Here is a 25,592-nt window from a genome sequence, read left to right on the forward strand (position 1 = left end):
ACAGAATTTCTTGACGACCATAGAGCATTGGAACCACCTGATCCCATCCCGAACTCAGTAGTGAAACGATGCATCGCCGATGGTAGTGTGGGGTTTCCCCATGTGAGAGTAGGTCATCGTCAAGATTAATTTCGCAAAACCCCTATCTGCGCATGCAGGTAGGGGTTTTGTCTTTCTGGGCTGAATGCAGGCATTTGTCGCAGCCATGCGCAGCCCTTTTCCTATGCAAGCCAACGACCCCTAGCTATCATGCCAGCCTTATTCCAAGTCGAGACTGGCATGCTGAAGTTGTTGAATCTCCTCAAGGATGGCCGGTTCCATTCCGGAGAAACCTTGGGGGCAGCCCTCGGGGTGAGTCGCAGCGCCGTTTGGAAGCAGCTGCAACACCTGGAAAGTGAGCTGAACCTCACCATTCATAAAGTTCGAGGGCGTGGTTACCAGTTGGTTGCGCCGCTGAGCTTGCTTGATGCGCAGGCGATCGCTGAGCTCACCGAGGGTGAGCGCTGGCCCGTTTTCATCCACGAAACAATCGATTCGACCAACGCCGAAGGCCTGCGGCTTGCCAGTGAAGGACAATCAGCGCCATTCCTGGTCCTGGCCGAGCGTCAAAGCGCTGGGCGTGGCCGACGAGGGCGCATGTGGATAAGTCCATTTGCAGAAAACCTCTATTACAGCCTGGTTTTGCGCGTAGATGGTGGCATGCGTCAGTTGGAGGGGCTCAGTCTGGTGGTCGGATTGGCCGTGATGCGCACGCTGCAGGCGTTTGGGGTAGAGGACGTGGGGCTGAAGTGGCCCAATGATGTCTTGGTTCGCGGGCAGAAGATCACCGGTATTCTTCTGGAGCTAGTGGGCGATCCAGCAGACGTCTGCCATGTGGTGCTTGGCATCGGCATCAATGTGAACATGCAGGTCAATGACCAGGTCGATCAGCAGTGGACCTCGATGCGACGTGAGGTTGGAGTGACAATTGATCGCAATCGCCTGGTGGCCATGCTCAGCCGGCAACTGCAACATGAATTGGCCCGTCATCGGCGCTACGGTTTTGCGGCATTCCAGGAAGAGTGGGAGCAGTCGCATCTGTGGCAGGGGCGTAATGTATCGCTCATCGCCGGTGCCACCCGTATCGATGGTGTAGTGCTGGGGGTGGATGGGCAGGGTGGATTGCGCCTTGAAGTCGACGGTGTGGAAAAGAGCTTCAGTGGTGGTGAGCTCAGTTTGAGGTTGCGTGATGATTCTTGAGCTCGATTGCGGAAACAGCTTCATCAAGTGGCGTGTCATTCATGCTGCCGACGCCACCATTGTCGGTGGTGGCATTGTCGATTCGGACCAGGCGCTGGTAGACGAGGTTGCGGCCCTGCAATCGTTGCGTCTTACCGGTTGTCGAATCGTCAGTGTGCGTAGCGAGGATGAAACCGCTGCCCTCTGCGCATTGATCGCCAAGGCTTTTGCAGTGGTTGCTCGGGTTGCCGAACCTGCACAAGAAATGGCAGGTGTGCGCAACGGTTATGACGATTACCAGCGCCTCGGCATGGATCGCTGGCTCGCGGCCTTGGGTGGGTTCCATCTCGCCAAGGGCGCCTGCCTGGTCATTGATCTGGGCACAGCGGCCAAGGCCGACTTTGTATCGGCCGATGGCGAGCACCTGGGTGGCTACATCTGCCCAGGTATGCCACTCATGCGCAGCCAACTGCGTACGCATACGCGCCGTATTCGCTATGACGACGCTTCGGCTGAGCGGGCATTGAGCAGCCTTGCGCCAGGGCGCTCCACAGTCGAAGCGGTAGAGCGCGGTTGTGTATTGATGCTGCAGGGTTTTGCCCGCACGCAGCTCGAGCAGGCGCGGGCTTTGTGGGGTGAAGACTTCACGGTGTTCCTGACGGGAGGGGATGCGCCGTTGGTACGAGAGGCGGCGCCGCAGGGCAGGGTCGTCCCTGACTTGGTATTTGTCGGTCTGGCCATAGCCTGTCCACTGGACTGAGGTGCTTATGCGTTGGTTGTTTCTGCTGTTGCTGGTGCTTAACGTCTTCTATTACGTCTGGCACCAACAGGAAGCCCCGCTGAAGGCGAAGGACGTCGCCCCGTTGTCGTTGTACAAAGGAAATCAGCAAGAGATCCGTCTGCTCAAGGAGACCGGTGTATCTGCACCGGCCCGGCGACGCGATGAATGCCTGGTGGTAGGTGGCCTGATGGCTCGCGATCAACTCGATGCGTTGCGACAGCGCCTGCTGAGCCTGGACATCAATGCTGTGCCGGTGTCTGGCCAGTTGCCTGGCGCTGAAGGTTCCTGGCTCAAGATTTTCCCGGAAAGCGAGCGTTTGCTGGATCAAACCGTTCTCGAGACTCTTTCCAACGATTTCAAAGACTTAAAACATAAAATTATTTTCTGCCAGGGTATTGCAACTGGTGAATAGCTTGATAGAATGGCGCCCGCTTCACAGGGAACACCACTCAGGTGGTAGAACTGGAAGCGAGTGTCAAAGCAGCTAAGTTTCAGATTTGATTGAAAAAATTTGAAAAAAAGCTTGACACTGGGACGGCAGACAAATAGAATGCCGGCCACATCTGGAGGGATTCCCGAGCGGTCAAAGGGGACGGACTGTAAATCCGTTGCGAGAGCTTCGAAGGTTCGAATCCTTCTCCCTCCACCAGTTTTAGCGAGAGCCGCAAGCTCCGCGGGTATAGTTTAGTGGTAGAACCTCAGCCTTCCAAGCTGATGATGCGGGTTCGATTCCCGCTACCCGCTCCAAGTTTGCTGGATTTTGCGCAAAGTGTTTCGCTCTTGTAGCTCAGTTGGTAGAGCACACCCTTGGTAAGGGTGAGGTCAGCGGTTCAAGTCCGCTCAAGAGCTCCATATAAACAAGGCAGATATGAAAATATCTGCCTTTGTTTTATCAGCGTAAGACTATTTTCTTCTGCGGAGGATTGTATCGATGGCTAAGGAAAAGTTTGATCGTTCCCTTCCCCACGTTAACGTCGGCACCATCGGCCACGTTGACCACGGTAAGACCACTCTGACCGCAGCTCTGACTCGCGTCTGCTCCGAAGTTTTCGGTTCGGCCGTCGTTGAGTTCGACAAGATCGACTCGGCTCCAGAAGAAAAAGCACGCGGTATCACCATCAACACCGCTCACGTCGAGTACAACTCGAACATTCGTCACTACGCTCACGTTGACTGCCCAGGTCACGCTGACTACGTGAAGAACATGATCACCGGTGCTGCCCAGATGGACGGCGCGATCCTGGTTTGCTCGGCCGCCGATGGTCCGATGCCACAAACCCGTGAGCACATCCTGCTGTCCCGTCAGGTTGGCGTTCCGTACATCGTGGTCTTCCTGAACAAGGCTGACCTGGTAGACGACGCTGAGCTGCTGGAACTGGTCGAGATGGAAGTTCGCGACCTGCTGTCCACCTACGACTTCCCAGGCGACGACACTCCGATCATCATCGGTTCGGCTCGTATGGCGCTGGAAGGCAAAGACGACAACGAAATGGGTACTACCGCTGTCAAGAAGCTGGTAGAAACTCTGGATGCCTACATCCCTGAGCCAGTTCGTGCCATCGACCAGCCATTCCTGATGCCAATCGAAGACGTATTCTCGATCTCGGGCCGTGGTACCGTTGTTACCGGCCGTATCGAGCGTGGTATCGTCCGCGTTCAGGATCCGCTGGAAATCGTTGGTCTGCGTGACACCTCCACCACCACCTGCACCGGTGTCGAGATGTTCCGCAAGCTGCTGGACGAAGGCCGTGCTGGCGAGAACTGCGGCGTTCTGCTGCGTGGTACCAAGCGTGACGACGTTGAGCGTGGCCAGGTTCTGGTCAAGCCAGGTTCGGTCAAGCCGCACACCAAGTTCACCGCAGAAGTCTACGTCCTGTCGAAGGAAGAAGGCGGCCGTCACACTCCGTTCTTCAAAGGCTACCGTCCTCAGTTCTACTTCCGTACCACTGACGTGACCGGTAACTGCGAACTGCCGGAAGGCGTTGAAATGGTAATGCCAGGTGACAACATTCAGATGACTGTTACCCTGATCAAGACCATCGCAATGGAAGACGGTCTGCGCTTCGCTATCCGTGAAGGCGGTCGTACCGTGGGCGCCGGCGTCGTAGCAAAAATTATTGAATAAGTAGTTGATTTACTTGATCAGGCCGGTATAATGGCCGGCCTGATACAGCGTTACAGGTCAGTAGCTCAATTGGCAGAGCGACGGTCTCCAAAACCGTAGGTTGGGGGTTCGATTCCCTCCTGACCTGCCATTTCACCTCGGTGTGATGGCTTTCTTCTTACAGGATCCTCCTCGATGACCCCCAAAACTGAAGCCCAAGAATCGCGTTTTGATCTGTTCAAGTGGCTGGCTGTAGTGGCTTTGGTGGTTGTTGGTGTCGTGGGTAATCAGTATTACTCCGCCTCTCCGATCCTGTATCGCGTCCTTGCACTTCTCGCCCTGGCTGCTGTCGCAGGCTTTGTAGCTCTGCAGACTGCGAAGGGTAAGTCGTTCTTTGTGCTGGCGAAGGAAGCTCGTACCGAGATCCGTAAAGTCGTGTGGCCGACCCGCCAGGAAACCACCCAGACCACGCTGATTGTTGTGGCTGTCGTGCTGGTTATGGCACTGCTGCTGTGGGGGCTTGATTCCCTGCTCGGCTGGGCGGTCTCCCTGATCGTTGGCTAAAGGTGTCCCGTGGCTAAGCGTTGGTATGTTGTGCATGCTTACTCGGGTTACGAGAAGCATGTAATGCGCTCTCTGATCGAGCGCGTGAAGCTGGCAGGCATGGAAGACGGTTTCGGCGAGATCCTGGTCCCGACCGAAGAAGTCGTTGAAATGCGCAATGGCCAGAAGCGCAAAAGTGAGCGCAAATTCTTCCCTGGCTATGTATTGGTCCAGATGGAGATGAACGAAGGGACCTGGCACTTGGTCAAGGATACCCCTCGTGTGATGGGCTTTATCGGTGGTACTGCAGACAAACCTGCACCGATTACCGATAAAGAAGCTGAAGCTATCCTGCGTCGCGTTGCCGACGGTAGTGACAAGCCGAAGCCGAAGACGCTGTTCGAGCCGGGTGAAGTGGTTCGAGTCATTGACGGTCCGTTCGCTGACTTCAATGGTAGTGTCGAAGAGGTTAACTACGAAAAGAGTCGCCTGCAGGTCGCGGTGCTCATTTTCGGTCGCTCTACTCCGGTGGAGCTCGAGTTCAGCCAGGTCGAAAAGGTCTAGGCGGACGAAGCATCCCATACCCCGCAGCCCTGTGTGCTGCGGGGTTTTGTCGTCACTGGGATAAAACGCAAGTCATCCGGGGAGCCATTAGGCGTTTGTACCCGATTTTGGAGTAGCTCATGGCTAAGAAGATTCAGGCTTACATCAAGCTGCAAGTTAAGGCCGGCCAGGCCAACCCAAGCCCACCCGTCGGTCCAGCTCTGGGCCAACACGGTGTGAACATCATGGAGTTCTGCAAGGCCTTCAACGCCCGTACTCAGGGTCAAGAAGCCGGCCTGCCGACTCCAGTGATCATCACTGTCTACAGCGACCGTAGCTTCACCTTCGAGACCAAGAGCACCCCTGCCTCGGTTCTGCTGAAGAAAGCTGCTGGCCTGACCAGTGGTTCGGCTCGCCCGAACACCGTTAAAGTCGGTACCGTTACCCGTGCTCAGCTGGAAGATATCGCCAAGGCTAAACAGGCTGATCTGACCGCCGCTGACCTGGACGCAGCTGTACGCACCATCGCTGGCTCTGCCCGCAGCATGGGCCTGAACGTGGAGGGTGTGTAATGGCTAAGCTGACCAAGCGCCAAAAGGCAATCGCCGAGAAAATCGAAGCAGGCAAGGCCTACAACTTCGAAGAAGCTGCAACTCTGCTCGCTTCGCTGCCGGCTGCCAAGTTCGTAGAATCCTACGACATCGCCGTTAACCTCGGTGTTGACCCGCGTAAATCCGACCAGGTCGTTCGTAGCGCTACCGTGCTGCCACACGGCACTGGCAAGACCGTACGTGTTGCTGTCTTCACCCAGGGTCCAGCTGCTGAAGCCGCTCTGGCTGCCGGCGCTGACCGCGTAGGTATGGACGATCTGGCTGCCGAAATGAAAGGCGGCGACCTGAACTATGACGTCGTCATCGCATCGCCTGATGCCATGCGCGTTGTAGGTCAGCTGGGTCAGGTTCTGGGTCCTCGCGGCCTGATGCCTAACCCGAAAGTGGGTACCGTGACTCCAGACGTAGCCGGCGCAGTCAAAAACGCCAAGGCTGGTCAGGTTCGCTACCGTACCGACAAAAACGGTATCATCCACACCTCCGTTGGCAAGATCGGCTTCGAAGCTGACAAGCTGAAGGAAAACGTTGAAGCCCTGATCGCTGACCTGAAGCGTATCAAGCCGGCCTCTTCGAAAGGTATCTACGTCAAGCGCGTTACCCTGAGCACCACCATGGGCCCAGGTCTGATCATCGATCAGAGCTCGCTGAACGTGTAAGAACATGGTGGCGCGACCTGTCGCGCCACCAGCAAAAATTGGGGTCCCTGCCTGGCGGGGGCTATCCAAGACCGTAGGCGGCGCGAGCCTTAAAATCCCAGCCCACGCAGATGGTGCTCCCGATTCGTTTACCGAATCAGACACCAAAACGACATCCGGCTTCGGCCAGATGAAACGGTAAAAACCAGGAGTAAACCCGTGGCAATTAAACTCGAAGACAAGAAGGCCATCGTCGCTGAAGTCAACGAGGCTGCCAAAGTCGCTCTGTCCGCTGTCGTGGCCGATGCCCGTGGTGTGACTGTAGGCGCAATGACCGGACTCCGTAAAGAGGCCCGCGAAGCTGGCGTATACGTACGTGTCGTACGTAACACGCTGCTCAAGCGCGCTGTTGAAGGCACCGAATTCTCGATCCTCAACGACGCGTTCAAAGGCCCGACCCTGATTGCTTTCTCCAACGAACATCCGGGCGCTGCCGCTCGTCTGTTCAAAGAGTTCGCCAAGGGTCAGGACAAGTTCGAGATCAAGGCAGCTGCGTTTGACGGCAAGTTCCTTGCCGCTAACCAGATCGACGTGCTGGCGACCCTGCCAACTCGCGACGAGGCTATCGCACAGCTGATGAGCGTAATCCAAGGTGCAACCAGCAAGCTGGCTCGTACCCTGGCAGCTCTGCGCGACCAGAAAGAAGCTGCTGCTGCCTAAGGCACGCGCAACTCTTTCAAAATCATACGTTTAATTTGATGGCTGCGTAGGCTGTCACCCCAATACAGGATTTAAGTGATGTCTCTGACTAACGAGCAAATCATCGAAGCGATCGGCCAGAAAACCGTTCTGGAAATTGTTGAACTGATCAAAGCGATGGAAGAAACCTTCGGCGTTACCGCTGCTGCCGCTGTTGCCGCTGGCCCAGCTACCGCCGCTGCCGCTGTTGAAGAGCAGACCGAGTTCAACGTTGTTCTGGTTGAAGCCGGCGACAAGAAAGTGAACGTGATCAAAGCCGTTCGCGAACTGACCGGTCTGGGCCTGAAAGAAGCCAAAGAGAAAGTCGACGGCGCTCCTCAGGTTGTAGCTGAAGGCGTTTCGAAAGAAGCCGCTGAAGACGCTAAGAAGAAGCTGGAAGAAGCAGGCGCTAAAGTCGAGCTGAAGTAATTTCGACTTTGCGATGCCAGCCTGAGCGTTGAGCGAAAGGCTGATGGCTGGTGGCTTATGCCACCGGCCTTTTTCCGTTATTGGTGGCTGGTCAAGCCGGCCCCGATAACACGCTGCAAGACACCCATGTGGGTGCGCAAACCAAGGGGTTTGCACGATTTTCTGGCTGCTCCCGCCGGGAGAAGCCAAACAAGCAGGTGACCAAGCTGGGGAACGCTGATGGCTTACTCATACACTGAGAAAAAACGTATCCGCAAGGACTTTAGCAAGTTGCCGGACGTCATGGATGTGCCATATCTTCTGGCCATCCAGCTGGATTCGTATCGCGAATTCCTGCAAGCGGGAGCATCCAAGGATCAGTTCCGTGACGTCGGCCTGCACGCGGCCTTCAAGTCGGTATTCCCGATCATCAGCTACTCCGGCAATGCTGCCCTGGAGTACGTAGGCTACCGCCTGGGCGATCCCGCCTTCGATGTGAAGGAATGTGTCCTGCGTGGCGTGACCTTCGCGGTCCCACTGCGGGTCAAGGTGCGCCTGATCATCTTCGACAAGGAATCGTCGAACAAAGCGATCAAGGACATCAAAGAGCAAGAAGTCTACATGGGTGAAATCCCCCTGATGACTGAGAACGGTACCTTCGTTATCAACGGTACCGAACGAGTAATCGTTTCCCAGCTGCACCGTTCGCCTGGTGTGTTCTTCGACCACGACCGTGGCAAGACGCACAGCTCCGGCAAGCTGCTGTACTCCGCTCGCATCATCCCTTACCGCGGTTCGTGGCTGGACTTCGAGTTCGACCCGAAAGACTGCGTGTTCGTGCGTATCGACCGTCGCCGCAAACTGCCGGCCTCGGTGCTGCTGCGCGCGCTGGGCTACAGCACGGAAGAAGTACTCAACACCTTCTACACCACCAACGTGTTCCACATTTCGGGCGAGAAGCTGAGCCTGGAACTGGTACCTCAGCGTCTGCGTGGTGAAGTCGCGGTCATGGACATCCATGACGGCGCTGGCAAGGTCATTGTCGAGCAGGGTCGTCGCATCACTGCGCGTCACGTCAATCAGCTCGAGAAGGCTGGCGTCAACCAGCTGGACGTGCCGATGGAGTACGTCCTCGGTCGCACCACCGCCAAGGCCATCGTTCATCCGGCTACCGGCGAGATCCTGGCCGAGTGCAACACCGAGCTGACCACCGAGCTGCTGATCAAGATCGCCAAGGCTCAGGTTGTCCGCATCGAGACCCTTTACACCAACGACATCGATTGCGGTCCGTTCATCTCGGATACCCTGAAGATCGACACCACCAGCAACCAGCTGGAAGCCCTGGTCGAGATCTACCGCATGATGCGTCCAGGCGAGCCGCCGACCAAGGATGCTGCCGAGACCCTGTTCAACAACCTGTTCTTCAGCGCTGAGCGTTACGACCTGTCTGCCGTCGGCCGCATGAAGTTCAACCGTCGTATCGGTCGTACCGAGATCGAAGGTTCGGGCGTGCTGAGCAAAGAAGATATCGTCGAGGTTCTGAAGACCCTGGTCGATATCCGTAACGGCAAAGGCATCGTCGACGACATCGACCACCTGGGTAACCGCCGCGTTCGTTGCGTTGGCGAGATGGCCGAGAACCAGTTCCGCGTTGGCCTGGTACGTGTTGAGCGTGCGGTCAAGGAACGTCTGTCGATGGCCGAAAGCGAAGGCCTGATGCCGCAGGACCTGATCAACGCCAAGCCGGTAGCGGCGGCGGTGAAGGAGTTCTTCGGTTCCAGCCAGCTCTCGCAGTTCATGGACCAGAACAACCCGCTCTCCGAGATCACCCACAAGCGTCGTGTCTCGGCACTCGGCCCTGGTGGTCTGACCCGTGAGCGCGCCGGCTTCGAAGTCCGTGACGTACACCCGACCCACTACGGCCGCGTGTGCCCGATCGAGACCCCTGAAGGTCCGAACATCGGTCTGATCAACTCCCTGGCAGCCTATGCCCGCACCAACCAGTACGGCTTCCTGGAAAGCCCGTACCGCGTGGTGAAGGAAGGCGTGGTCAGCGACGACATCGTGTTCCTGTCAGCCATCGAAGAAGCGGATCACGTGATCGCCCAGGCTTCGGCCGCGATGAACGAGAAGAAGCAGCTGATCGATGAGCTGGTAGCGGTTCGTCACCTGAACGAATTCACCGTCAAGGCGCCGGAAGACGTCACCCTGATGGACGTTTCGCCGAAGCAGGTTGTTTCGGTTGCCGCGTCGCTGATTCCGTTCCTCGAGCACGACGACGCCAACCGTGCGTTGATGGGTTCGAACATGCAGCGTCAGGCTGTACCAACCCTGCGTGCTGACAAGCCGCTGGTAGGTACCGGCATGGAGCGCAACGTTGCCCGTGACTCCGGTGTCTGCGTGGTTGCTCGCCGCGGTGGTGTGATCGACTCGGTCGACGCCAGCCGTATCGTCGTTCGTGTTGCTGACGACGAAGTCGAGACCGGTGAAGCAGGTGTGGATATCTACAACCTGACCAAGTACACCCGTTCGAACCAGAACACCTGCATCAACCAGCGTCCGCTGGTGAGCAAAGGTGACAAGGTCCAGCGTGGCGACATCATGGCTGACGGCCCGTCCACCGACATGGGTGAACTGGCGCTGGGCCAGAACATGCGCATCGCGTTCATGGCGTGGAACGGCTTCAACTTCGAAGACTCCATCTGCCTGTCCGAGCGTGTGGTCCAGGAAGACCGCTTCACCACCATCCACATCCAGGAACTGACCTGTGTGGCGCGTGACACCAAGCTTGGCCCAGAGGAAATCACTGCGGACATCCCGAACGTGGGTGAAGCCGCTCTGAACAAGCTGGACGAAGCCGGTATCGTCTACGTGGGTGCCGAAGTCGGCGCTGGCGACATCCTGGTTGGCAAGGTCACGCCTAAGGGCGAAACCCAGCTGACGCCGGAAGAAAAACTGCTGCGCGCCATCTTCGGTGAAAAGGCCAGCGACGTTAAGGATACCTCCCTGCGTGTGCCGACCGGCACCAAGGGTACCGTCATCGACGTACAGGTCTTCACCCGTGATGGCGTGGAGCGCGACAGCCGCGCCCTGTCCATCGAGAAGATGCAGCTGGACGAGATCCGCAAGGACCTCAACGAAGAGTTCCGCATCGTCGAAGGTGCAACCTTCGAGCGTCTGCGTGCTGCCCTGAACGGCCAAGTGGTCGACGGTGGTGCGGGCCTGAAGAAAGGCACCGTGATCACTGACGAAGTCCTGGACGGTCTGGAGCACGGCCAGTGGTTCAAACTGCGCATGGCCGAAGATGCACTGAACGAGCAGCTGGAAAAGGCTCAGCAGTACATCGTCGACCGCCGCCGTCTGCTGGACGACAAGTTCGAAGACAAGAAGCGCAAGCTGCAGCAGGGCGATGACCTGGCTCCAGGCGTACTGAAGATCGTCAAGGTCTACCTGGCAATCCGCCGTCGCATCCAGCCGGGTGACAAGATGGCCGGTCGTCACGGTAACAAGGGTGTCGTCTCGGTGATCATGCCGGTAGAAGACATGCCGCACGACGCCAACGGTACTCCGGTTGACGTGGTACTGAACCCACTGGGTGTACCTTCGCGTATGAACGTCGGTCAGATCCTTGAAACCCACCTGGGCCTCGCGGCCAAAGGCCTGGGCGAGAAGATCGACCGCATGATCGAAGAGCAGCGTAAAGCCGCTGAACTGCGCACCTTCCTCACCGAGATCTACAACGAGATCGGTGGTCGTCAGGAGAACCTGGACGAGTTCACCGACGAAGAGATCATCGCCCTGGCGAACAACCTGAAGAAAGGTGTGCCAATGGCTACTCCGGTCTTCGACGGTGCCAAGGAGCGTGAGATCAAGGCCATGCTGAAACTGGCAGACCTGCCAGAAAGCGGCCAGATGGTGTTGTTCGACGGCCGTACCGGCAACAAGTTCGAGCGTCCTGTGACCGTTGGTTACATGTACATGCTCAAGCTGAACCACTTGGTGGACGACAAGATGCACGCGCGTTCCACTGGTTCCTACAGCCTGGTTACCCAGCAGCCGCTGGGTGGTAAGGCGCAGTTCGGTGGTCAGCGTTTCGGGGAGATGGAAGTGTGGGCGCTGGAAGCATACGGCGCGGCATACACCCTGCAAGAAATGCTCACAGTGAAGTCGGACGACGTGAACGGCCGTACCAAGATGTACAAGAACATCGTGGATGGCGATCACCGTATGGAGCCGGGCATGCCCGAGTCCTTCAACGTGTTGATCAAAGAGATCCGTTCGCTCGGTATCGATATCGATCTGGAAACCGAATAACACGTGACGCGAAGGGGAGTGGGGCAGGTAATGCCCGCTCCCTGCTCCGCCAGGAGGAAAGGCCTTGAAAGACCTACTGAATTTGCTGAAAAACCAGGGTCAAGTCGAAGAGTTCGACGCCATCCGCATCGGTCTGGCGTCGCCTGAAATGATCCGTTCGTGGTCGTTCGGTGAAGTTAAGAAGCCGGAAACCATCAACTACCGTACGTTCAAGCCTGAGCGTGACGGCCTGTTCTGCGCCAAGATCTTTGGCCCAGTCAAGGACTACGAGTGCCTGTGCGGCAAGTACAAGCGCCTCAAGCACCGTGGCGTGATCTGCGAGAAGTGCGGCGTTGAAGTTGCCCTGGCCAAGGTTCGTCGTGAGCGCATGGCGCACATCGAACTGGCCTCGCCGGTTGCCCACATCTGGTTCCTGAAGTCGCTGCCGTCCCGTATCGGCCTGCTGATGGACATGACCCTGCGTGACATCGAGCGCGTGCTCTACTTCGAGAGCTACGTCGTGATCGACCCAGGCATGACCACCCTCGAGAAGGGTCAGCTGCTGAACGACGAGCAGTACTTCGAAGCGCTGGAAGAGTTCGGTGACGACTTCGACGCCCGCATGGGTGCCGAGGCTGTCCGCGAGCTGCTGCATGCCATCGACCTGGAGCACGAGATTGGCCGCCTGCGCGAAGAGATTCCGCAGACCAACTCGGAAACCAAGATCAAGAAGCTGTCCAAGCGCCTGAAGCTGATGGAAGCTTTCCAGGGTTCGGGCAACCTGCCTGAGTGGATGGTCCTGACCGTACTGCCAGTACTGCCGCCGGACCTGCGTCCGCTGGTACCGCTGGATGGCGGCCGCTTCGCGACCTCCGACCTGAACGACCTGTATCGTCGGGTGATCAACCGTAACAACCGTCTGAAGCGCCTGCTCGATCTGTCGGCGCCAGACATCATCGTGCGCAACGAAAAGCGCATGCTGCAGGAAGCGGTCGACGCCCTGCTGGACAACGGTCGTCGCGGTCGCGCCATCACTGGCTCGAACAAGCGTCCGCTGAAGTCCCTGGCCGACATGATCAAAGGTAAGCAAGGTCGCTTCCGTCAGAACTTGCTCGGTAAGCGTGTGGACTACTCCGGCCGTTCGGTAATTACCGTAGGCCCGACCCTGCGTCTGCACCAGTGTGGTCTGCCGAAGAAGATGGCGCTCGAGCTGTTCAAGCCGTTCATTTTCGGCAAGCTGGAAATGCGTGGTCTGGCGACCACCATCAAGGCTGCCAAGAAGATGGTCGAGCGCGAGCTGCCAGAGGTATGGGACGTTTTGGCCGAAGTGATTCGCGAACACCCCGTGCTGCTCAACCGTGCACCGACCCTGCACCGTCTGGGTATCCAGGCATTCGAACCGGTACTGATCGAAGGTAAGGCCATCCAGCTGCACCCGCTGGTCTGCGCCGCGTACAACGCCGACTTCGACGGTGACCAGATGGCCGTTCACGTGCCGCTGACGCTGGAAGCCCAGCTCGAAGCGCGCGCGCTGATGATGTCGACCAACAACATCCTGTCGCCAGCCAACGGTGAGCCAATCATCGTTCCGTCGCAGGACGTTGTACTGGGTCTGTACTACATGACCCGTGAAGCCATCAACGCCAAGGGCGAAGGTCGCGTATTTGCCGACCTGCAGGAAGTCGACCGCGTATTCCGCGCCGGCGAAGCTGCCCTGCACGCGAAAATCAAGGTTCGTATCAACGAAACCGTGAGAGAGCGTGACGGTTCGGTGGTCAAGAATACCCGCATCGTCGACACCACCGTCGGCCGTGCGCTGCTGTTCCAGGTTGTTCCGGCAGGCCTGCCGTACGACGTGGTCAACCAGCCGATGAAAAAGAAGGCGATCTCCAAGCTGATCAACCAGTGCTACCGCGTGGTGGGTCTGAAAGAGACCGTTATCTTCGCTGACCAGCTGATGTACACCGGTTTCGCTTACTCGACCATTTCCGGCGTTTCCATCGGTGTTAACGACTTCGTTATCCCGGACGAGAAAGCCCGCATCATCGGTAACGCTACCGACGAAGTGAAGGAAATCGAGAGCCAGTACGCCTCCGGCCTGGTAACCCAGGGCGAGAAGTACAACAAGGTCATCGACTTGTGGTCGAAGGCGAACGACGAAGTGTCCAAGGCGATGATGGCCAACCTCTCGAAAGAGAAGGTCATCGATCGCGATGGCAACGAAGTCGACCAAGAGTCCTTCAACTCGATGTACATGATGGCTGACTCGGGTGCGCGGGGTTCCGCAGCCCAGATTCGTCAGCTGGCTGGTATGCGTGGCCTGATGGCCAAGCCGGACGGCTCGATCATCGAGACGCCGATCACCGCGAACTTCCGTGAAGGTCTGAGCGTACTCCAGTACTTCATCTCGACCCACGGTGCTCGTAAGGGTCTGGCGGATACCGCACTGAAGACTGCGAACTCCGGTTACCTGACTCGTCGTCTGGTAGACGTTGCACAAGACTTGGTCGTGACCGAGATCGACTGCGGCACCGACCAGGGCCTGCTGATGACCCCGCACATCGAAGGCGGCGACGTTGTAGAGCCGCTGGGTGAGCGTGTACTGGGCCGTGTCATCGCCCGTGACGTGTTCAAGCCAGGCACCGAGGACGTCATCGTTCCGGCCGGTACCCTGGTCGACGAGCAGTGGGTCGAGTTCATCGAGCTGAACAGCATCGACGAAGTGGTCGTGCGTTCGCCGATCAACTGCGAAACCCGTTTCGGTATCTGCGCCAAGTGCTACGGTCGTGACCTGGCTCGTGGTCACCAGGTGAACATCGGTGAAGCTGTCGGCGTTATCGCTGCACAGTCGATCGGTGAGCCGGGTACCCAGCTGACCATGCGTACGTTCCACATCGGTGGTGCTGCAAGCCGTACCTCGGCTGCCGACAGCGTCCAGGTGAAGAATGGCGGTATGGTTCGCCTGCACAACCTGAAACAGGTTGAGCGTGCCGACGGTAACCTGGTTGCCGTATCGCGTTCCGGCGAGCTGGCCATTGCCGACGAATTCGGTCGTGAGCGTGAGCGCTACAAGCTGCCTTACGGTGCGGTGATTTCGGTCAAGGAAGGTGACAAGGTCGAAGCTGGCGCCATCGTCGCCAAGTGGGACCCGCACACCCACCCGATCGTTACCGAACTGAAAGGTACCGTGACCTTCGTGGGCATGGAAGAAAACATCACCATCAAGCGTCAGACGGATGAGCTGACCGGCTTGACCAACATTGAAGTGATGGACGTCAAGGATCGCCCTGCCGCAGGCAAGGAAATCCGTCCGGCAATCAAGATGGTCGACGCCGCTGGCAAGGACCTGTACCTGCCAGGTACCGACGTACCTGCCCAGTACTTCCTGCCGGCCAACGCCCTCGTGGGTGTGGCTGACGGTGCCCAGATCGGTGTTGGTGACGTTATCGCGCGTATTCCGCAAGAAACGTCGAAGACCCGTGACATCACCGGTGGTCTGCCACGCGTTGCCGACCTGTTCGAAGCGCGTCGTCCGAAGGAAGCCTCGATTCTGGCTGAAGTCAGCGGCACCATCGCGTTCGGTAAGGAGACCAAGGGCAAGCGTCGTCTGGTCATCACTCCGACCGACGGCAGCGAGCCGTACGAAGAGCTGATTCCGAAGTGGCGCCACCTGAACGTCTTCGAAGGCGAACAGGTAAACCGCGGCGAAGTTATCTCCGACGGCCCGAGCGATCCGCACGACATCCTGCGTCTGCTGGGTGTGAGCGCGCTGGCGAAATACATCGTCAACGAGATCCAGGACGTTTACCGTCTGCAGGGCGTTAAGATCAACGACAAGCACATCGAGACCATCCTGCGTCAGATGCTGCGCAAGGTCGAGATCGCCGAGTCGGGTGACTCCAGCTTCATCAAGGGCGACCAGATGGAACTGACCCAGGTGCTGATGGAAAACGAGCGCCTGGCAGCGGAAGACAAGTTCGTCTCCAAATACACCCGCGTGCTGCTGGGTATCACCAAGGCCTCGCTGTCGACCGAATCGTTCATCTCCGCGGCTTCCTTCCAGGAAACCACCCGCGTACTGACCGAAGCGGCTGTAACCGGGAAGCGCGACTACCTGCGCGGCCTGAAAGAGAACGTGGTCGTGGGTCGTCTGATCCCGGCTGGTACTGGTCTGGCCTACCACAGCGAGCGCAAGCGTCGCCGTGATGCCGACAAACCGCTGCGTGTGAGCGCCAGTGAGGTGGAAGCCGCACTGACCGAAGCGCTGAACTCCAGCGGCAACTAAGTACAGGGCAGGGCCCCGGCAAACCTCGAACGACCATCGCTGACATGAAATGTTGCCGATGATCGGGCGAGGAGGGCCGGGGCCTCGTCTTGACTGGGTGCAAGATCCTCCGTAGACTTTTGTACCCTTAAATTTGGTGAGGCTCCGTCTCGCCAATTTTTGGCTTTCTTGCAAGACAATAGAGTCGCAAGACAATCAGTGGAGCTAGTAGATGGCAACTATCAACCAGCTGGTACGTCAGCCGCGTAAGCGTTCGGTCGAGAAGTCCGACGTTCCTGCGCTGCAGAACTGCCCGCAGCGTCGTGGCGTGTGCACCCGCGTGTACACCACCACGCCGAAAAAACCTAACTCGGCACTGCGTAAAGTATGCCGTGTGCGTCTGACCAACGGTTTCGAGGTTTCCTCGTACATCGGTGGTGAAGGCCACAACCTGCAAGAGCACAGCGTCGTCCTTATCCGTGGCGGCCGTGTAAAAGACTTGCCAGGTGTTCGTTACCACACCGTTCGCGGCTCTCTGGATACTTCGGGCGTTAAAGGCCGTAACCAGGGTCGTTCGAAATACGGTACCAAGCGTCCGAAGTAATCGGCCGTTTGCAGACATCCATTTTTTTGAGTCGATAAGAGTAAGGTCGGGCAGGGGTCGAAGACCCGCGTCCCGGGCTAACCTGAAGACCGTTTGAGGGCTTATCATGCCAAGACGTCGTGTAGCAGCAAAACGTGAGATCCTTGACGATCCGAAGTACGGATCCCAGATCCTCGCCAAGTTCATGAACCACGTGATGGAAAGCGGCAAGAAGGCCGTAGCCGAGCGCATCGTTTACGGTGCCCTGGATACCGTCAAAGCACGCAAGAACAGCGACCCCCTGGAAATCTTCGAGAAAGCTCTCGACGCCATCGCTCCGCTGGTCGAAGTAAAGTCCCGTCGTGTCGGCGGTGCCACTTACCAGGTTCCGGTTGAAGTTCGTCCATCCCGTCGTAACGCTCTGGCAATGCGCTGGCTCGTAGACTACGCCCGCAAGCGCGGCGAGAAGTCGATGGCTCTGCGCCTGGCCGGTGAGCTGCTGGATGCTGCCGAAGGCAAGGGTGCTGCGGTCAAGAAGCGTGAAGACGTGCACCGTATGGCTGAAGCCAACAAAGCGTTCTCGCACTACCGCTTCTAATTCAAGCATCAATTATTTTGCGAGGGCTTTATGGCTCGTACTACAGCAATTAACCGCTACCGTAACATCGGTATCTGCGCCCACGTTGACGCGGGCAAGACTACCACTACCGAGCGGATCCTGTTCTACACAGGTCTGAGCCACAAGATGGGCGAGGTGCATGACGGCGCCGCGACCACCGACTGGATGGTGCAGGAGCAGGAGCGCGGTATCACCATTACCTCCGCTGCCGTTACCACCTTCTGGAAAGGTTCCCGTGGTCAGTACGACAACTACCGCGTAAACGTCATCGATACCCCCGGCCACGTTGACTTCACCATTGAAGTTGAGCGTTCGCTGCGTGTACTCGACGGCGCGGTCGTTGTGTTCTGCGGTACTTCCGGCGTTGAGCCGCAGTCCGAAACCGTATGGCGTCAGGCCAACAAGTACGGCGTTCCACGTGTTGTCTACGTGAACAAGATGGACCGTGCCGGTGCCAACTTCCTGCGCGTTGTCGGCCAGATCAAGAACCGCCTGGGCCACACCCCGGTTCCGATCCAGCTGGCTATCGGTGCAGAAGACGATTTCCAGGGTCAGGTCGACCTGATCAAGATGAAAGCCATCTACTGGAACGAAGACGACAAGGGTACTACCTACCGTGAGGAAGAAATTCCTGCGGATCTGGTCGACCTGGCTAACGAATGGCGCAACAACATGGTTGAAGCCGCCGCCGAAGCCAGCGAAGAGCTGATGAACAAGTACCTTGAAGAAGGTGAGCTGACCGTCGAAGAAATCAAGGCAGGCCTGCGCGCGCGCACCCTGGCCAGCGAGATCGTTCCGGCTGTCTGCGGTTCGTCGTTCAAGAACAAGGGCGTTCCCCTGGTTCTCGACGCCGTCATCGACTTCCTGCCTGCTCCGACCGAGATTCCTGCGATCAAGGGTATCCACCCTGATCTGGCCGAAGTGCCGAAGGATGAAGTCACTCCTGAGCAGTACGACGAGCGTCACGCCAGCGATGACGAGCCGTTCTCGGCTCTGGCATTCAAGATTGCCACCGACCCGTTCGTTGGTACTCTGACCTTCGTCCGCGTTTACTCGGGCTTCCTGACCTCTGGTGACTCCGTCGTCAACTCGGTCAAGGGCAAGAAAGAGCGCGTTGGTCGTATGGTGCAGATGCACGCCAACCAGCGTGAAGAAATCAAGGAAGTACGTGCAGGCGACATCGCTGCTCTGATCGGCATGAAGGACGTCACCACCGGTGACACCCTGTGCAATGCCGACAAGCCGATCATCCTCGAGCGTATGGACTTCCCTGAGCCGGTAATTTCGCTCTCCGTAGAGCCGAAAACCAAGGCTGACCAGGAGAAGATGGGTATCGCTCTGGGCAAACTGGCCCAGGAAGACCCGTCGTTCCGCGTCAAGACCGACGAAGAAACCGGCCAGACCATCATCTCCGGTATGGGCGAGCTGCACCTGGACATCCTCGTTGACCGCATGAAGCGCGAGTTCAACGTCGAAGCCAACATTGGCAAGCCGCAGGTTTCGTACCGCGAGAAGATCACCAAGTCCAACGTCGAAATCGAAGGCAAATTCGTTCGTCAGTCGGGCGGCCGTGGTCAGTTCGGTCACTGCTGGATCCGTTTCTCGGAGCCGGATCAGGACGACAAGGGCAACATCACCGAAGGTCTGGTGTTCGCCAACGAAGTCGTTGGTGGTGTGATTCCTAAGGAATACATCCCTGCGATCCAGAAGGGTATCGAAGAGCAGATGAAAAACGGCGTTGTTGCCGGTTATCCTCTGATCGGCCTGAAGGCCGCGGTATTCGATGGTTCGTACCACGACGTCGACTCCAACGAAATGGCGTTCAAGATCGCTGCTTCGATGGCAACCAAGCAACTGGCCCAGAAGGGCGGTGGCGTGGTTCTCGAGCCGATCATGAAGGTCGAAGTTGTAACCCCGGAAGACTACCTGGGTGACGTGATGGGTGACCTGAACCGTCGTCGTGGTCTGGTACAGGGTATGGATGAGTCGGTCTCTGGCCGCGTCGTCCGCGCTGAAGTTCCGCTCGGAGAGATGTTCGGTTACGCGACCGACGTTCGTTCCATGTCTCAGGGTCGCGCAAGCTACTCCATGGAATTCTCCAAATACGCCGAAGCTCCGTCGAACATCGTCGAAGCACTCGTTAAAAAACAAGGCTAATCCCCTTTAGGCAAGAGGTTCACTGTCGTGGCTAAAGAAAAATTTGATCGTTCCCTTCCCCACGTTAACGTCGGCACCATCGGCCACGTTGACCACGGTAAGACCACTCTGACCGCAGCTCTGACTCGCGTCTGCTCCGAAGTTTTCGGTTCGGCCGTCGTTGAGTTCGACAAGATCGACTCGGCTCCAGAAGAAAAAGCACGCGGTATCACCATCAACACCGCTCACGTCGAGTACAACTCGAACATTCGTCACTACGCTCACGTTGACTGCCCAGGTCACGCTGACTACGTGAAGAACATGATCACCGGTGCTGCCCAGATGGACGGCGCGATCCTGGTTTGCTCGGCCGCCGATGGTCCGATGCCACAAACCCGTGAGCACATCCTGCTGTCCCGTCAGGTTGGCGTTCCGTACATCGTGGTCTTCCTGAACAAGGCTGACCTGGTAGACGACGCTGAGCTGCTGGAACTGGTCGAGATGGAAGTTCGCGACCTGCTGTCCACCTACGACTTCCCAGGCGACGACACTCCGATCATCATCGGTTCGGCTCGTATGGCGCTGGAAGGCAAAGACGACAACGAAATGGGTACTACCGCTGTCAAGAAGCTGGTAGAAACTCTGGATGCCTACATCCCTGAGCCAGTTCGTGCCATCGACCAGCCATTCCTGATGCCAATCGAAGACGTATTCTCGATCTCGGGCCGTGGTACCGTTGTTACCGGCCGTATCGAGCGTGGTATCGTCCGCGTTCAGGATCCGCTGGAAATCGTTGGTCTGCGTGACACCTCCACCACCACCTGCACCGGTGTCGAGATGTTCCGCAAGCTGCTGGACGAAGGCCGTGCTGGCGAGAACTGCGGCGTTCTGCTGCGTGGTACCAAGCGTGACGACGTTGAGCGTGGCCAGGTTCTGGTCAAGCCAGGTTCGGTCAAGCCGCACACCAAGTTCACCGCAGAAGTCTACGTCCTGTCGAAGGAAGAAGGCGGCCGTCACACTCCGTTCTTCAAAGGCTACCGTCCTCAGTTCTACTTCCGTACCACTGACGTGACCGGTAACTGCGAGCTGCCGGAAGGCGTTGAAATGGTAATGCCAGGTGACAACATTCAGATGACTGTTACCCTGATCAAGACCATCGCAATGGAAGACGGTCTGCGCTTCGCTATCCGTGAAGGCGGTCGTACCGTCGGCGCCGGCGTCGTAGCCAAAATCATCGAGTAATCACTCGACCGATTGAAAAAACCCCCGCTCAGCGGGGGTTTTTTTTATTGGGTTGACACTAAATTGGGGCGTCTATAGAATCACGCCTCCTTTTAGCGGGCGTAGTGCGTCCGTTGGGAACAGCCTGGAGTCTGAAATCCAATGCAAAATCAGCAAATCCGTATCAGGTTGAAGGCTTTCGACCATCGCCTGATCGACCAATCCACCCAGGAAATCGTGGAAACCGCGAAACGTACTGGTGCACAAGTGCGTGGTCCAATTCCACTGCCTACCCGCAAAGAGCGTTTCACCGTTCTGGTCTCCCCGCACGTCAACAAAGACGCGCGTGACCAGTACGAGATTCGCACTCATAAGCGTGTTCTGGACATCGTCCAGCCAACGGATAAAACCGTTGACGCGCTGATGAAGCTCGATCTGGCGGCAGGTGTGGAAGTACAGATCAGCCTCGGCTAAGACTTCGGTCTAGTCGTGTAACGCTCTGAAATGGGCGGCCATAGCGGGTGAAAGCCCCGTACACTCATGAGGTTTACAACATGACTATTGGTGTAATCGGTCGCAAGTGCGGTATGACCCGCATTTTCACCGAAGAAGGTGTCTCCATTCCGGTCACGGTCATTGAGATCGAGCCGAATCGTGTCACCCAGTTCAAAACTGAAGAAACCGATGGCTACCGTGCAGTGCAAGTCACTGTCGGCGAGCGTCGTGCTTCGCGTGTGACTGCCGCTCAGGCAGGTCACTTCGCCAAGGCCAACGTTGCCGCTGGTCGCGGTGTCTGGGAGTTCCGTCTTGAAGAAGGCGAGTTCCAGGCTGGCGACTCGATCAAAGCTGAACTCTTCACTGCAGGCCAGCTGGTTGACGTTACTGGTCAGTCCAAAGGTAAAGGCTTCGCCGGTACCATCAAGCGCTGGAACTTCCGTGGCCAGGACAACACCCACGGTAACTCCGTGTCGCACCGTGTCCCAGGTTCCATCGGCCAGTGCCAGACTCCTGGTCGTGTGTTCAAGGGCAAGAAAATGTCCGGTCACATGGGCGCCGAGCGCGTGACTGTTCAGTCCCTGGAAGTAGTTCGCGTAGACGCTGAGCGCAACCTGCTGCTCGTCAAGGGTGCCGTTCCTGGCGCTACTGGCGGCGACGTGGTTGTACGTCCAGCTGTCAAGGCTCGCGGTTAAGGGGATACTGACATGCAACTTAATGTAAATGACGCTCAGGCGATCGAAGTTTCCGAACTGGCTTTCGGTGGCGAATTCAACGAGACGCTGGTACACCAAGCAGTCGTAGCCTACATGGCTGGCGGCCGTCAGGGCACCAAGCAGCAGAAGACCCGTTCCGACGTGGCCGGTGGCGGTAAGCGCCCATGGCGTCAGAAGGGTACTGGCCGTGCTCGTGCTGGTACCACTCGTGGTCCGATCTGGCGTGGCGGTGGTGTAACCTTCGCAGCTCGTCCTCAAGATCACTCGCAGAAGCTCAACAAGAAGATGTACCGCGCAGCCCTGCGCTCCATCCTCGCTGAGCTGGTGCGTAGCGACCGTCTGGTCGTGGTTCAGGACTTCGCTGTTGAAGCGCCGAAAACCAAAGATCTGCTGAACAAGCTGAACGGCATGGGTCTGAACGACGTACTGATCGTTTCCGACGCTGTTGATCAGAACCTGTACCTGGCTGCTCGCAACCTGCCGCACGTCGATGTACGTGACGTTCAAGGTTCCGACCCGGTCAGTCTGATCGCATACGAGAAGGTGTTGATCACCGTCTCGGCCGTGAAGAAATTCGAGGAGCTGCTGGGATGAACCAGGAACGCGTATTCAAAGTCCTCCTTGGCCCGCACGTTTCCGAGAAGGCTACCGTTCTGGCTGAGAAAAAAGGCCAGTTCGTATTCAAGGTTGCTACCGATGCAACCAAGCTGGAAATCAAGAAAGCTGTCGAAGGCCTGTTCAACGTAAAAGTTGAAAACGTGTCGACTGTTAACGTTCTGGGTAAAACCAAGCGTACCGCACGTGGTCTGGGCAAGCGTAATGACTGGAAGAAGGCGATCGTCTCCCTTCAGCCAGGCCAAGATCTCGATTTCAGCAGCAGTGCTGAGTAAGGAAGGGGTGCATCATGGCAATCGTTAAATGCAAACCGACTTCCCCTGGCCGCCGTTTCGTGGTCAAGGTGGTCAACAAGGAGCTGCACAAAGGCGCTCCTCACGCACCGCTGATCGAGAAAAAATCGAAGTCTGGTGGTCGTAACAACAATGGCCGCATTACCACTCGTCACGTTGGTGGTGGTCATAAGCAGCATTACCGTCTGGTCGACTTCCGTCGCAACGACAAAGATGGCATCCCAGCCACTGTCGAGCGTATCGAATACGATCCAAACCGTACTGCTCACATCGCCCTGCTGTGCTACGCAGACGGTGAGCGTCGCTACATCATCGCCCCTAAAGGCGTGAGCGCTGGCGACCAGCTGATCGCAGGTGCCCTGGCCCCAATCAAGGCCGGTAACTCCCTGCAGCTGCGCAACATTCCAGTAGGTAGCACCATTCACGGCATCGAACTGAAGCCGGGTAAAGGTGCTCAGATCGCACGTTCCGCTGGTGCTTCGGCTCAGCTGATCGCTCGTGAAGGTGTCTACGTGACCCTGCGTCTGCGCTCTGGTGAAATGCGTAAAGTCCTGGCTGAGTGCCGTGCGACCCTGGGTGAAGTCTCGAACTCCGAGCACAGCCTGCGTTCGCTGGGTAAAGCTGGTGCCAAACGCTGGCGCGGCGTTCGCCCAACCGTTCGTGGTGTTGCCATGAACCCGGTTGACCACCCACATGGTGGTGGTGAAGGTCGTACCTCCGGTGGTCGTCATCCGGTATCGCCATGGGGCTTCCCAACCAAGGGTGCGAAGACCCGCGGTAATAAGCGTACCGACAACATGATCGTCCGTCGTCGCAAGTAACTAGAGGGATACGACAGTGCCACGTTCTCTGAAAAAAGGTCCTTTTATCGATCTTCACCTGTTGAAGAAGGTCGAAGTGGCGGTGGAGAAGAACGATCGCAAGCCAGTTAAAACCTGGTCGCGCCGTTCGATGATCCTGCCACAAATGGTCGGTCTGACCATCGCGGTTCACAACGGTCGTCAGCATGTCCCAGTTCTCGTGAACGAAGACATGGTCGGCCACAAACTGGGCGAGTTCGCCGGTACCCGCACCTATCGCGGGCACGTGGCTGACAAGAAAGCCAAGCGTTAAGGGGTAAGGAAATGGAAGTAGCCGCTAAGTTGTCGGGCGCTCGCATCTCCGCCCAGAAAGCCCGCTTGGTCGCCGACCAGATCCGCGGGAAGAAGGTGGGCGAAGCGCTCAACCTGTTGGCCTTCAGCAGCAAAAAAGCCGCTGAAATCATGAAGAAAGTCCTCGAGTCGGCCGTAGCCAACGCCGAACACAACGAAGGCGCAGACGTTGATGACCTGAAGGTCTCCACCGTCTTCGTCAACGAAGGGCGTTCGCTGAAGCGCATCATGCCACGTGCCAAGGGCCGTGCTGATCGCATCGTCAAGCGGTCTTGCCATATCACTGTCAAGGTTGCGGACAAGTAACGGAGTCGATCAGATGGGTCAGAAAGTACATCCCACTGGCATTCGCCTGGGAATCGTCAAGGAGCACACCTCCGTCTGGTACGCAGACGGTGCTACTTACGCAGATTACCTGTTGAAGGATCTGAAAACGCGTGAGTACCTCCAAGACAAACTAAAAAGCGCGTCCGTAAGCCGTATCGATATTCATCGTCCGGCTCAAACTGCACGCATCACCATCCACACCGCTCGTCCAGGTATCGTTATCGGGAAGAAAGGTGAAGATGTCGAGAAGCTGCGTCAGGACCTGACCAAGCAGATGGGTGTGCCTGTGCACATCAACATCGAAGAGATCCGCAAGCCGGAACTCGACGCTATGCTGGTTGCGCAGAGCGTAGCTCAGCAGCTGGAACGCCGCGTAATGTTCCGTCGCGCCATGAAGCGCGCCGTACAGAACGCCATGCGTATTGGTGCCAAGGGCATCAAGATCCAGGTGAGCGGTCGTCTCGGCGGTGCTGAGATTGCTCGTACCGAGTGGTATCGCGAAGGTCGTGTGCCGCTGCACACCCTGCGTGCCGATATCGACTACAACACCTACGAAGCTCACACCACTTACGGTGTGATCGGTGTGAAGGTTTGGATCTTCAAAGGCGAAGTTATTGGTGGTCGCCAAGAAGAACTGAAACCACAAGCACCAGCGCCTCGTAAAAAAGCTGCTAAGTAAGGGGTACGCCAAATGTTGCAACCAAAGCGTACAAAATTCCGCAAGCAGATGACTGGCCACAACCGTGGTCTGGCACTGCGCGGTAGCAAAGTCAGCTTCGGCGAATTCGCCCTGAAAGCTGTTGCTCGCGGTCGCCTCACCGCTCGCCAGATCGAGTCCGCACGTCGTGCGCTGACCCGTCACGTCAAGCGTGGCGGCAAGATCTGGATCCGTGTGTTCCCGGACAAGCCGATCTCCAAGAAGCCTCTCGAGGTTCGTATGGGTAAAGGTAAAGGTTCCGTGGAATACTGGGTTGCCCAGATCCAGCCAGGCAAAGTCCTGTACGAGATCGAGGGTGTTTCTGAAGAGCTGGCGCGCGAAGCTTTCGCCCTGGCTGCTGCAAAGCTGCCTCTCGCCACCTCCTTTGTTAAGCGGACGGTGATGTGATGAAAGCGAATGAACTTCGTGAAAAATCTGCACAGCAACTGAATGAGCAACTGCTCGGCTTGCTGCGCGACCAGTTCAATCTGCGTATGCAGAAGGCAACTGGCCAGTTGGGGCAGTCGCACCTGCTCTCGCAAGTTAAGCGTGACATCGCTCGCGTGAAAACTGTGCTTAACCAGCAGGCAGGTAAGTGATC

The 25,592-nt window shown here is 57.4% G+C and carries 26 protein-coding genes, 4 tRNA genes and 1 rRNA gene; all 31 read left to right on the top strand.

Annotation, left to right across the window (positions count from 1 at the left end; all coding sequences use genetic code 11):
- Positions 1-9 precede the first annotated feature (9 nt).
- The 31 genes from rrf to rpmC all read left to right on the top strand — a co-directional run bounded on the left by rrf (position 10) and on the right by rpmC (position 25,590).
- Positions 10-125: ribosomal RNA gene (gene rrf, locus CQW31_RS12390) — 5S ribosomal RNA — on the top strand.
- A gap of 154 nt (positions 126-279) precedes the next feature.
- Complete coding sequence (gene birA / locus CQW31_RS12395; protein WP_099814686.1) at positions 280-1,239, top strand: bifunctional biotin--[acetyl-CoA-carboxylase] ligase/biotin operon repressor BirA; 960 nt, start codon at positions 280-282, stop codon at positions 1,237-1,239.
- Positions 1,229-1,978 (top strand): pantothenate kinase, encoded by a 750-nt coding sequence (locus CQW31_RS12400; protein WP_054887267.1) that lies wholly within the window; start codon positions 1,229-1,231, stop codon positions 1,976-1,978. The genes birA and CQW31_RS12400 overlap by 11 nt, the downstream gene beginning before the upstream one ends.
- 7 nt (positions 1,979-1,985) lie before the next feature.
- The gene (locus CQW31_RS12405; protein WP_099814597.1) at positions 1,986-2,411 is read left to right on the top strand and encodes a hypothetical protein; all 426 of its coding nucleotides are present in this window, start codon (positions 1,986-1,988) and stop codon (positions 2,409-2,411) included.
- A gap of 153 nt (positions 2,412-2,564) precedes the next feature.
- A tRNA-Tyr gene (locus CQW31_RS12410) sits at positions 2,565-2,648 on the top strand.
- Positions 2,649-2,672: 24 nt separating this feature from the next.
- Positions 2,673-2,746, top strand: a tRNA-Gly gene (locus CQW31_RS12415).
- A gap of 29 nt (positions 2,747-2,775) precedes the next feature.
- Positions 2,776-2,851: transfer RNA gene (locus CQW31_RS12420), tRNA-Thr, on the top strand.
- A gap of 79 nt (positions 2,852-2,930) precedes the next feature.
- Positions 2,931-4,124 (top strand): elongation factor Tu, encoded by a 1,194-nt coding sequence (gene tuf, locus CQW31_RS12425; RefSeq protein ID WP_054881963.1) that lies wholly within the window; start codon positions 2,931-2,933, stop codon positions 4,122-4,124.
- A gap of 54 nt (positions 4,125-4,178) precedes the next feature.
- Positions 4,179-4,254 (top strand) — tRNA-Trp (locus CQW31_RS12430).
- Between the two features lie 44 nt (positions 4,255-4,298).
- Positions 4,299-4,667, top strand: coding sequence for a preprotein translocase subunit SecE (gene secE / locus CQW31_RS12435; protein WP_054887148.1), 369 nt, complete (start codon positions 4,299-4,301; stop codon positions 4,665-4,667).
- A gap of 9 nt (positions 4,668-4,676) precedes the next feature.
- Positions 4,677-5,210, top strand: coding sequence for a transcription termination/antitermination protein NusG (gene nusG, locus CQW31_RS12440; RefSeq protein ID WP_003255501.1), 534 nt, complete (start codon positions 4,677-4,679; stop codon positions 5,208-5,210).
- Between the two features lie 119 nt (positions 5,211-5,329).
- Positions 5,330-5,761 (top strand): 50S ribosomal protein L11, encoded by a 432-nt coding sequence (gene rplK, locus CQW31_RS12445; protein WP_003255500.1) that lies wholly within the window; start codon positions 5,330-5,332, stop codon positions 5,759-5,761.
- A complete protein-coding gene (gene rplA / locus CQW31_RS12450) occupies positions 5,761-6,456 on the top strand; it encodes a 50S ribosomal protein L1 (RefSeq protein ID WP_027919361.1) in 696 nt (231 codons plus the stop codon). The genes rplK and rplA overlap by 1 nt, the downstream gene beginning before the upstream one ends.
- Positions 6,457-6,654: 198 nt before the next feature.
- Positions 6,655-7,155, top strand: a complete 501-nt coding sequence (gene rplJ / locus CQW31_RS12455) for a 50S ribosomal protein L10 (RefSeq protein WP_003257082.1) — start codon at positions 6,655-6,657, stop codon at positions 7,153-7,155.
- Between the two features lie 78 nt (positions 7,156-7,233).
- Positions 7,234-7,602 carry a 50S ribosomal protein L7/L12 gene (gene rplL, locus CQW31_RS12460; protein ID WP_054887147.1) on the top strand — a complete coding sequence of 123 codons (369 nt, stop codon included), beginning with the start codon at positions 7,234-7,236 and terminating at the stop codon, positions 7,600-7,602.
- 219 nt (positions 7,603-7,821) lie between these two features.
- Positions 7,822-11,895 carry a DNA-directed RNA polymerase subunit beta gene (gene rpoB, locus CQW31_RS12465; RefSeq protein ID WP_054887146.1) on the top strand — a complete coding sequence of 1,358 codons (4,074 nt, stop codon included), beginning with the start codon at positions 7,822-7,824 and terminating at the stop codon, positions 11,893-11,895.
- A gap of 64 nt (positions 11,896-11,959) precedes the next feature.
- Entirely contained in the window at positions 11,960-16,159 is a 4,200-nt protein-coding gene (rpoC, locus tag CQW31_RS12470) for a DNA-directed RNA polymerase subunit beta' (RefSeq protein ID WP_054887145.1), read from the top strand.
- Between the two features lie 211 nt (positions 16,160-16,370).
- On the top strand, positions 16,371-16,742 hold the full coding sequence (rpsL, locus tag CQW31_RS12475; RefSeq protein WP_003255492.1) for a 30S ribosomal protein S12: 372 nt from the start codon (positions 16,371-16,373) through the stop codon (positions 16,740-16,742).
- Between the two features lie 106 nt (positions 16,743-16,848).
- Entirely contained in the window at positions 16,849-17,319 is a 471-nt protein-coding gene (gene rpsG / locus CQW31_RS12480) for a 30S ribosomal protein S7 (protein WP_003246741.1), read from the top strand.
- A 30-nt stretch (positions 17,320-17,349) separates the two neighbouring features.
- The gene (fusA, locus tag CQW31_RS12485) at positions 17,350-19,497 is read left to right on the top strand and encodes an elongation factor G (RefSeq protein ID WP_054887144.1); all 2,148 of its coding nucleotides are present in this window, start codon (positions 17,350-17,352) and stop codon (positions 19,495-19,497) included.
- A gap of 27 nt (positions 19,498-19,524) precedes the next feature.
- Positions 19,525-20,718, top strand: a complete 1,194-nt coding sequence (gene tuf, locus CQW31_RS12490; RefSeq protein ID WP_054881963.1) for an elongation factor Tu — start codon at positions 19,525-19,527, stop codon at positions 20,716-20,718.
- A gap of 141 nt (positions 20,719-20,859) precedes the next feature.
- Positions 20,860-21,171, top strand: a complete 312-nt coding sequence (rpsJ, locus tag CQW31_RS12495; protein ID WP_003186070.1) for a 30S ribosomal protein S10 — start codon at positions 20,860-20,862, stop codon at positions 21,169-21,171.
- 80 nt (positions 21,172-21,251) lie between these two features.
- Positions 21,252-21,887, top strand: a complete 636-nt coding sequence (rplC, locus tag CQW31_RS12500; RefSeq protein WP_027917847.1) for a 50S ribosomal protein L3 — start codon at positions 21,252-21,254, stop codon at positions 21,885-21,887.
- Positions 21,888-21,899: 12 nt separating this feature from the next.
- Positions 21,900-22,502: a 50S ribosomal protein L4 gene (gene rplD, locus CQW31_RS12505; RefSeq protein WP_027917846.1), complete on the top strand. Its 603-nt coding sequence runs from the start codon at positions 21,900-21,902 to the stop codon at positions 22,500-22,502.
- Positions 22,499-22,798, top strand: a complete 300-nt coding sequence (rplW, locus tag CQW31_RS12510; protein WP_003255484.1) for a 50S ribosomal protein L23 — start codon at positions 22,499-22,501, stop codon at positions 22,796-22,798. Before rplD ends, rplW begins: the two co-directional genes overlap by 4 nt.
- A 14-nt stretch (positions 22,799-22,812) precedes the next feature.
- Positions 22,813-23,637 (top strand): 50S ribosomal protein L2, encoded by an 825-nt coding sequence (gene rplB / locus CQW31_RS12515; protein ID WP_003255483.1) that lies wholly within the window; start codon positions 22,813-22,815, stop codon positions 23,635-23,637.
- Between the two features lie 16 nt (positions 23,638-23,653).
- On the top strand, positions 23,654-23,929 hold the full coding sequence (gene rpsS / locus CQW31_RS12520) for a 30S ribosomal protein S19 (protein ID WP_003255482.1): 276 nt from the start codon (positions 23,654-23,656) through the stop codon (positions 23,927-23,929).
- A gap of 11 nt (positions 23,930-23,940) precedes the next feature.
- Positions 23,941-24,273, top strand: a complete 333-nt coding sequence (rplV, locus tag CQW31_RS12525; RefSeq protein ID WP_003103908.1) for a 50S ribosomal protein L22 — start codon at positions 23,941-23,943, stop codon at positions 24,271-24,273.
- A gap of 13 nt (positions 24,274-24,286) precedes the next feature.
- Positions 24,287-24,973, top strand: a complete 687-nt coding sequence (gene rpsC, locus CQW31_RS12530) for a 30S ribosomal protein S3 (RefSeq protein WP_003255481.1) — start codon at positions 24,287-24,289, stop codon at positions 24,971-24,973.
- 12 nt (positions 24,974-24,985) lie between these two features.
- Positions 24,986-25,399 (top strand): 50S ribosomal protein L16, encoded by a 414-nt coding sequence (gene rplP, locus CQW31_RS12535; RefSeq protein WP_003255479.1) that lies wholly within the window; start codon positions 24,986-24,988, stop codon positions 25,397-25,399.
- On the top strand, positions 25,399-25,590 hold the full coding sequence (gene rpmC / locus CQW31_RS12540; RefSeq protein WP_002555481.1) for a 50S ribosomal protein L29: 192 nt from the start codon (positions 25,399-25,401) through the stop codon (positions 25,588-25,590). The genes rplP and rpmC overlap by 1 nt, the downstream gene beginning before the upstream one ends.
- Positions 25,591-25,592 lie beyond the last annotated feature (2 nt).

This window comes from Pseudomonas sp. 382 (assembly GCF_002759075.1).
GTDB lineage: Bacteria > Pseudomonadota > Gammaproteobacteria > Pseudomonadales > Pseudomonadaceae > Aquipseudomonas > Aquipseudomonas vlassakiae.

Coding starts and splice junctions, on each gene's coding strand:
- birA (WP_099814686.1), top strand. CDS start 280: ATGCTGAAGTTGTTGAATCTCCTCAAGGATGGCCGGTTCCATTCCGGA.
- CQW31_RS12400 (WP_054887267.1), top strand. CDS start 1,229: ATGATTCTTGAGCTCGATTGCGGAAACAGCTTCATCAAGTGGCGTGTC.
- CQW31_RS12405 (WP_099814597.1), top strand. CDS start 1,986: ATGCGTTGGTTGTTTCTGCTGTTGCTGGTGCTTAACGTCTTCTATTAC.
- tuf (WP_054881963.1), top strand. CDS start 2,931: ATGGCTAAGGAAAAGTTTGATCGTTCCCTTCCCCACGTTAACGTCGGC.
- secE (WP_054887148.1), top strand. CDS start 4,299: ATGACCCCCAAAACTGAAGCCCAAGAATCGCGTTTTGATCTGTTCAAG.
- rplK (WP_003255500.1), top strand. CDS start 5,330: ATGGCTAAGAAGATTCAGGCTTACATCAAGCTGCAAGTTAAGGCCGGC.
- rplA (WP_027919361.1), top strand. CDS start 5,761: ATGGCTAAGCTGACCAAGCGCCAAAAGGCAATCGCCGAGAAAATCGAA.
- rplL (WP_054887147.1), top strand. CDS start 7,234: ATGTCTCTGACTAACGAGCAAATCATCGAAGCGATCGGCCAGAAAACC.
- rpoB (WP_054887146.1), top strand. CDS start 7,822: ATGGCTTACTCATACACTGAGAAAAAACGTATCCGCAAGGACTTTAGC.
- rpsL (WP_003255492.1), top strand. CDS start 16,371: ATGGCAACTATCAACCAGCTGGTACGTCAGCCGCGTAAGCGTTCGGTC.
- rpsG (WP_003246741.1), top strand. CDS start 16,849: ATGCCAAGACGTCGTGTAGCAGCAAAACGTGAGATCCTTGACGATCCG.
- fusA (WP_054887144.1), top strand. CDS start 17,350: ATGGCTCGTACTACAGCAATTAACCGCTACCGTAACATCGGTATCTGC.
- rpsJ (WP_003186070.1), top strand. CDS start 20,860: ATGCAAAATCAGCAAATCCGTATCAGGTTGAAGGCTTTCGACCATCGC.
- rplC (WP_027917847.1), top strand. CDS start 21,252: ATGACTATTGGTGTAATCGGTCGCAAGTGCGGTATGACCCGCATTTTC.
- rplD (WP_027917846.1), top strand. CDS start 21,900: ATGCAACTTAATGTAAATGACGCTCAGGCGATCGAAGTTTCCGAACTG.
- rplW (WP_003255484.1), top strand. CDS start 22,499: ATGAACCAGGAACGCGTATTCAAAGTCCTCCTTGGCCCGCACGTTTCC.
- rplB (WP_003255483.1), top strand. CDS start 22,813: ATGGCAATCGTTAAATGCAAACCGACTTCCCCTGGCCGCCGTTTCGTG.
- rplV (WP_003103908.1), top strand. CDS start 23,941: ATGGAAGTAGCCGCTAAGTTGTCGGGCGCTCGCATCTCCGCCCAGAAA.
- rpsC (WP_003255481.1), top strand. CDS start 24,287: ATGGGTCAGAAAGTACATCCCACTGGCATTCGCCTGGGAATCGTCAAG.
- rplP (WP_003255479.1), top strand. CDS start 24,986: ATGTTGCAACCAAAGCGTACAAAATTCCGCAAGCAGATGACTGGCCAC.
- rpmC (WP_002555481.1), top strand. CDS start 25,399: ATGAAAGCGAATGAACTTCGTGAAAAATCTGCACAGCAACTGAATGAG.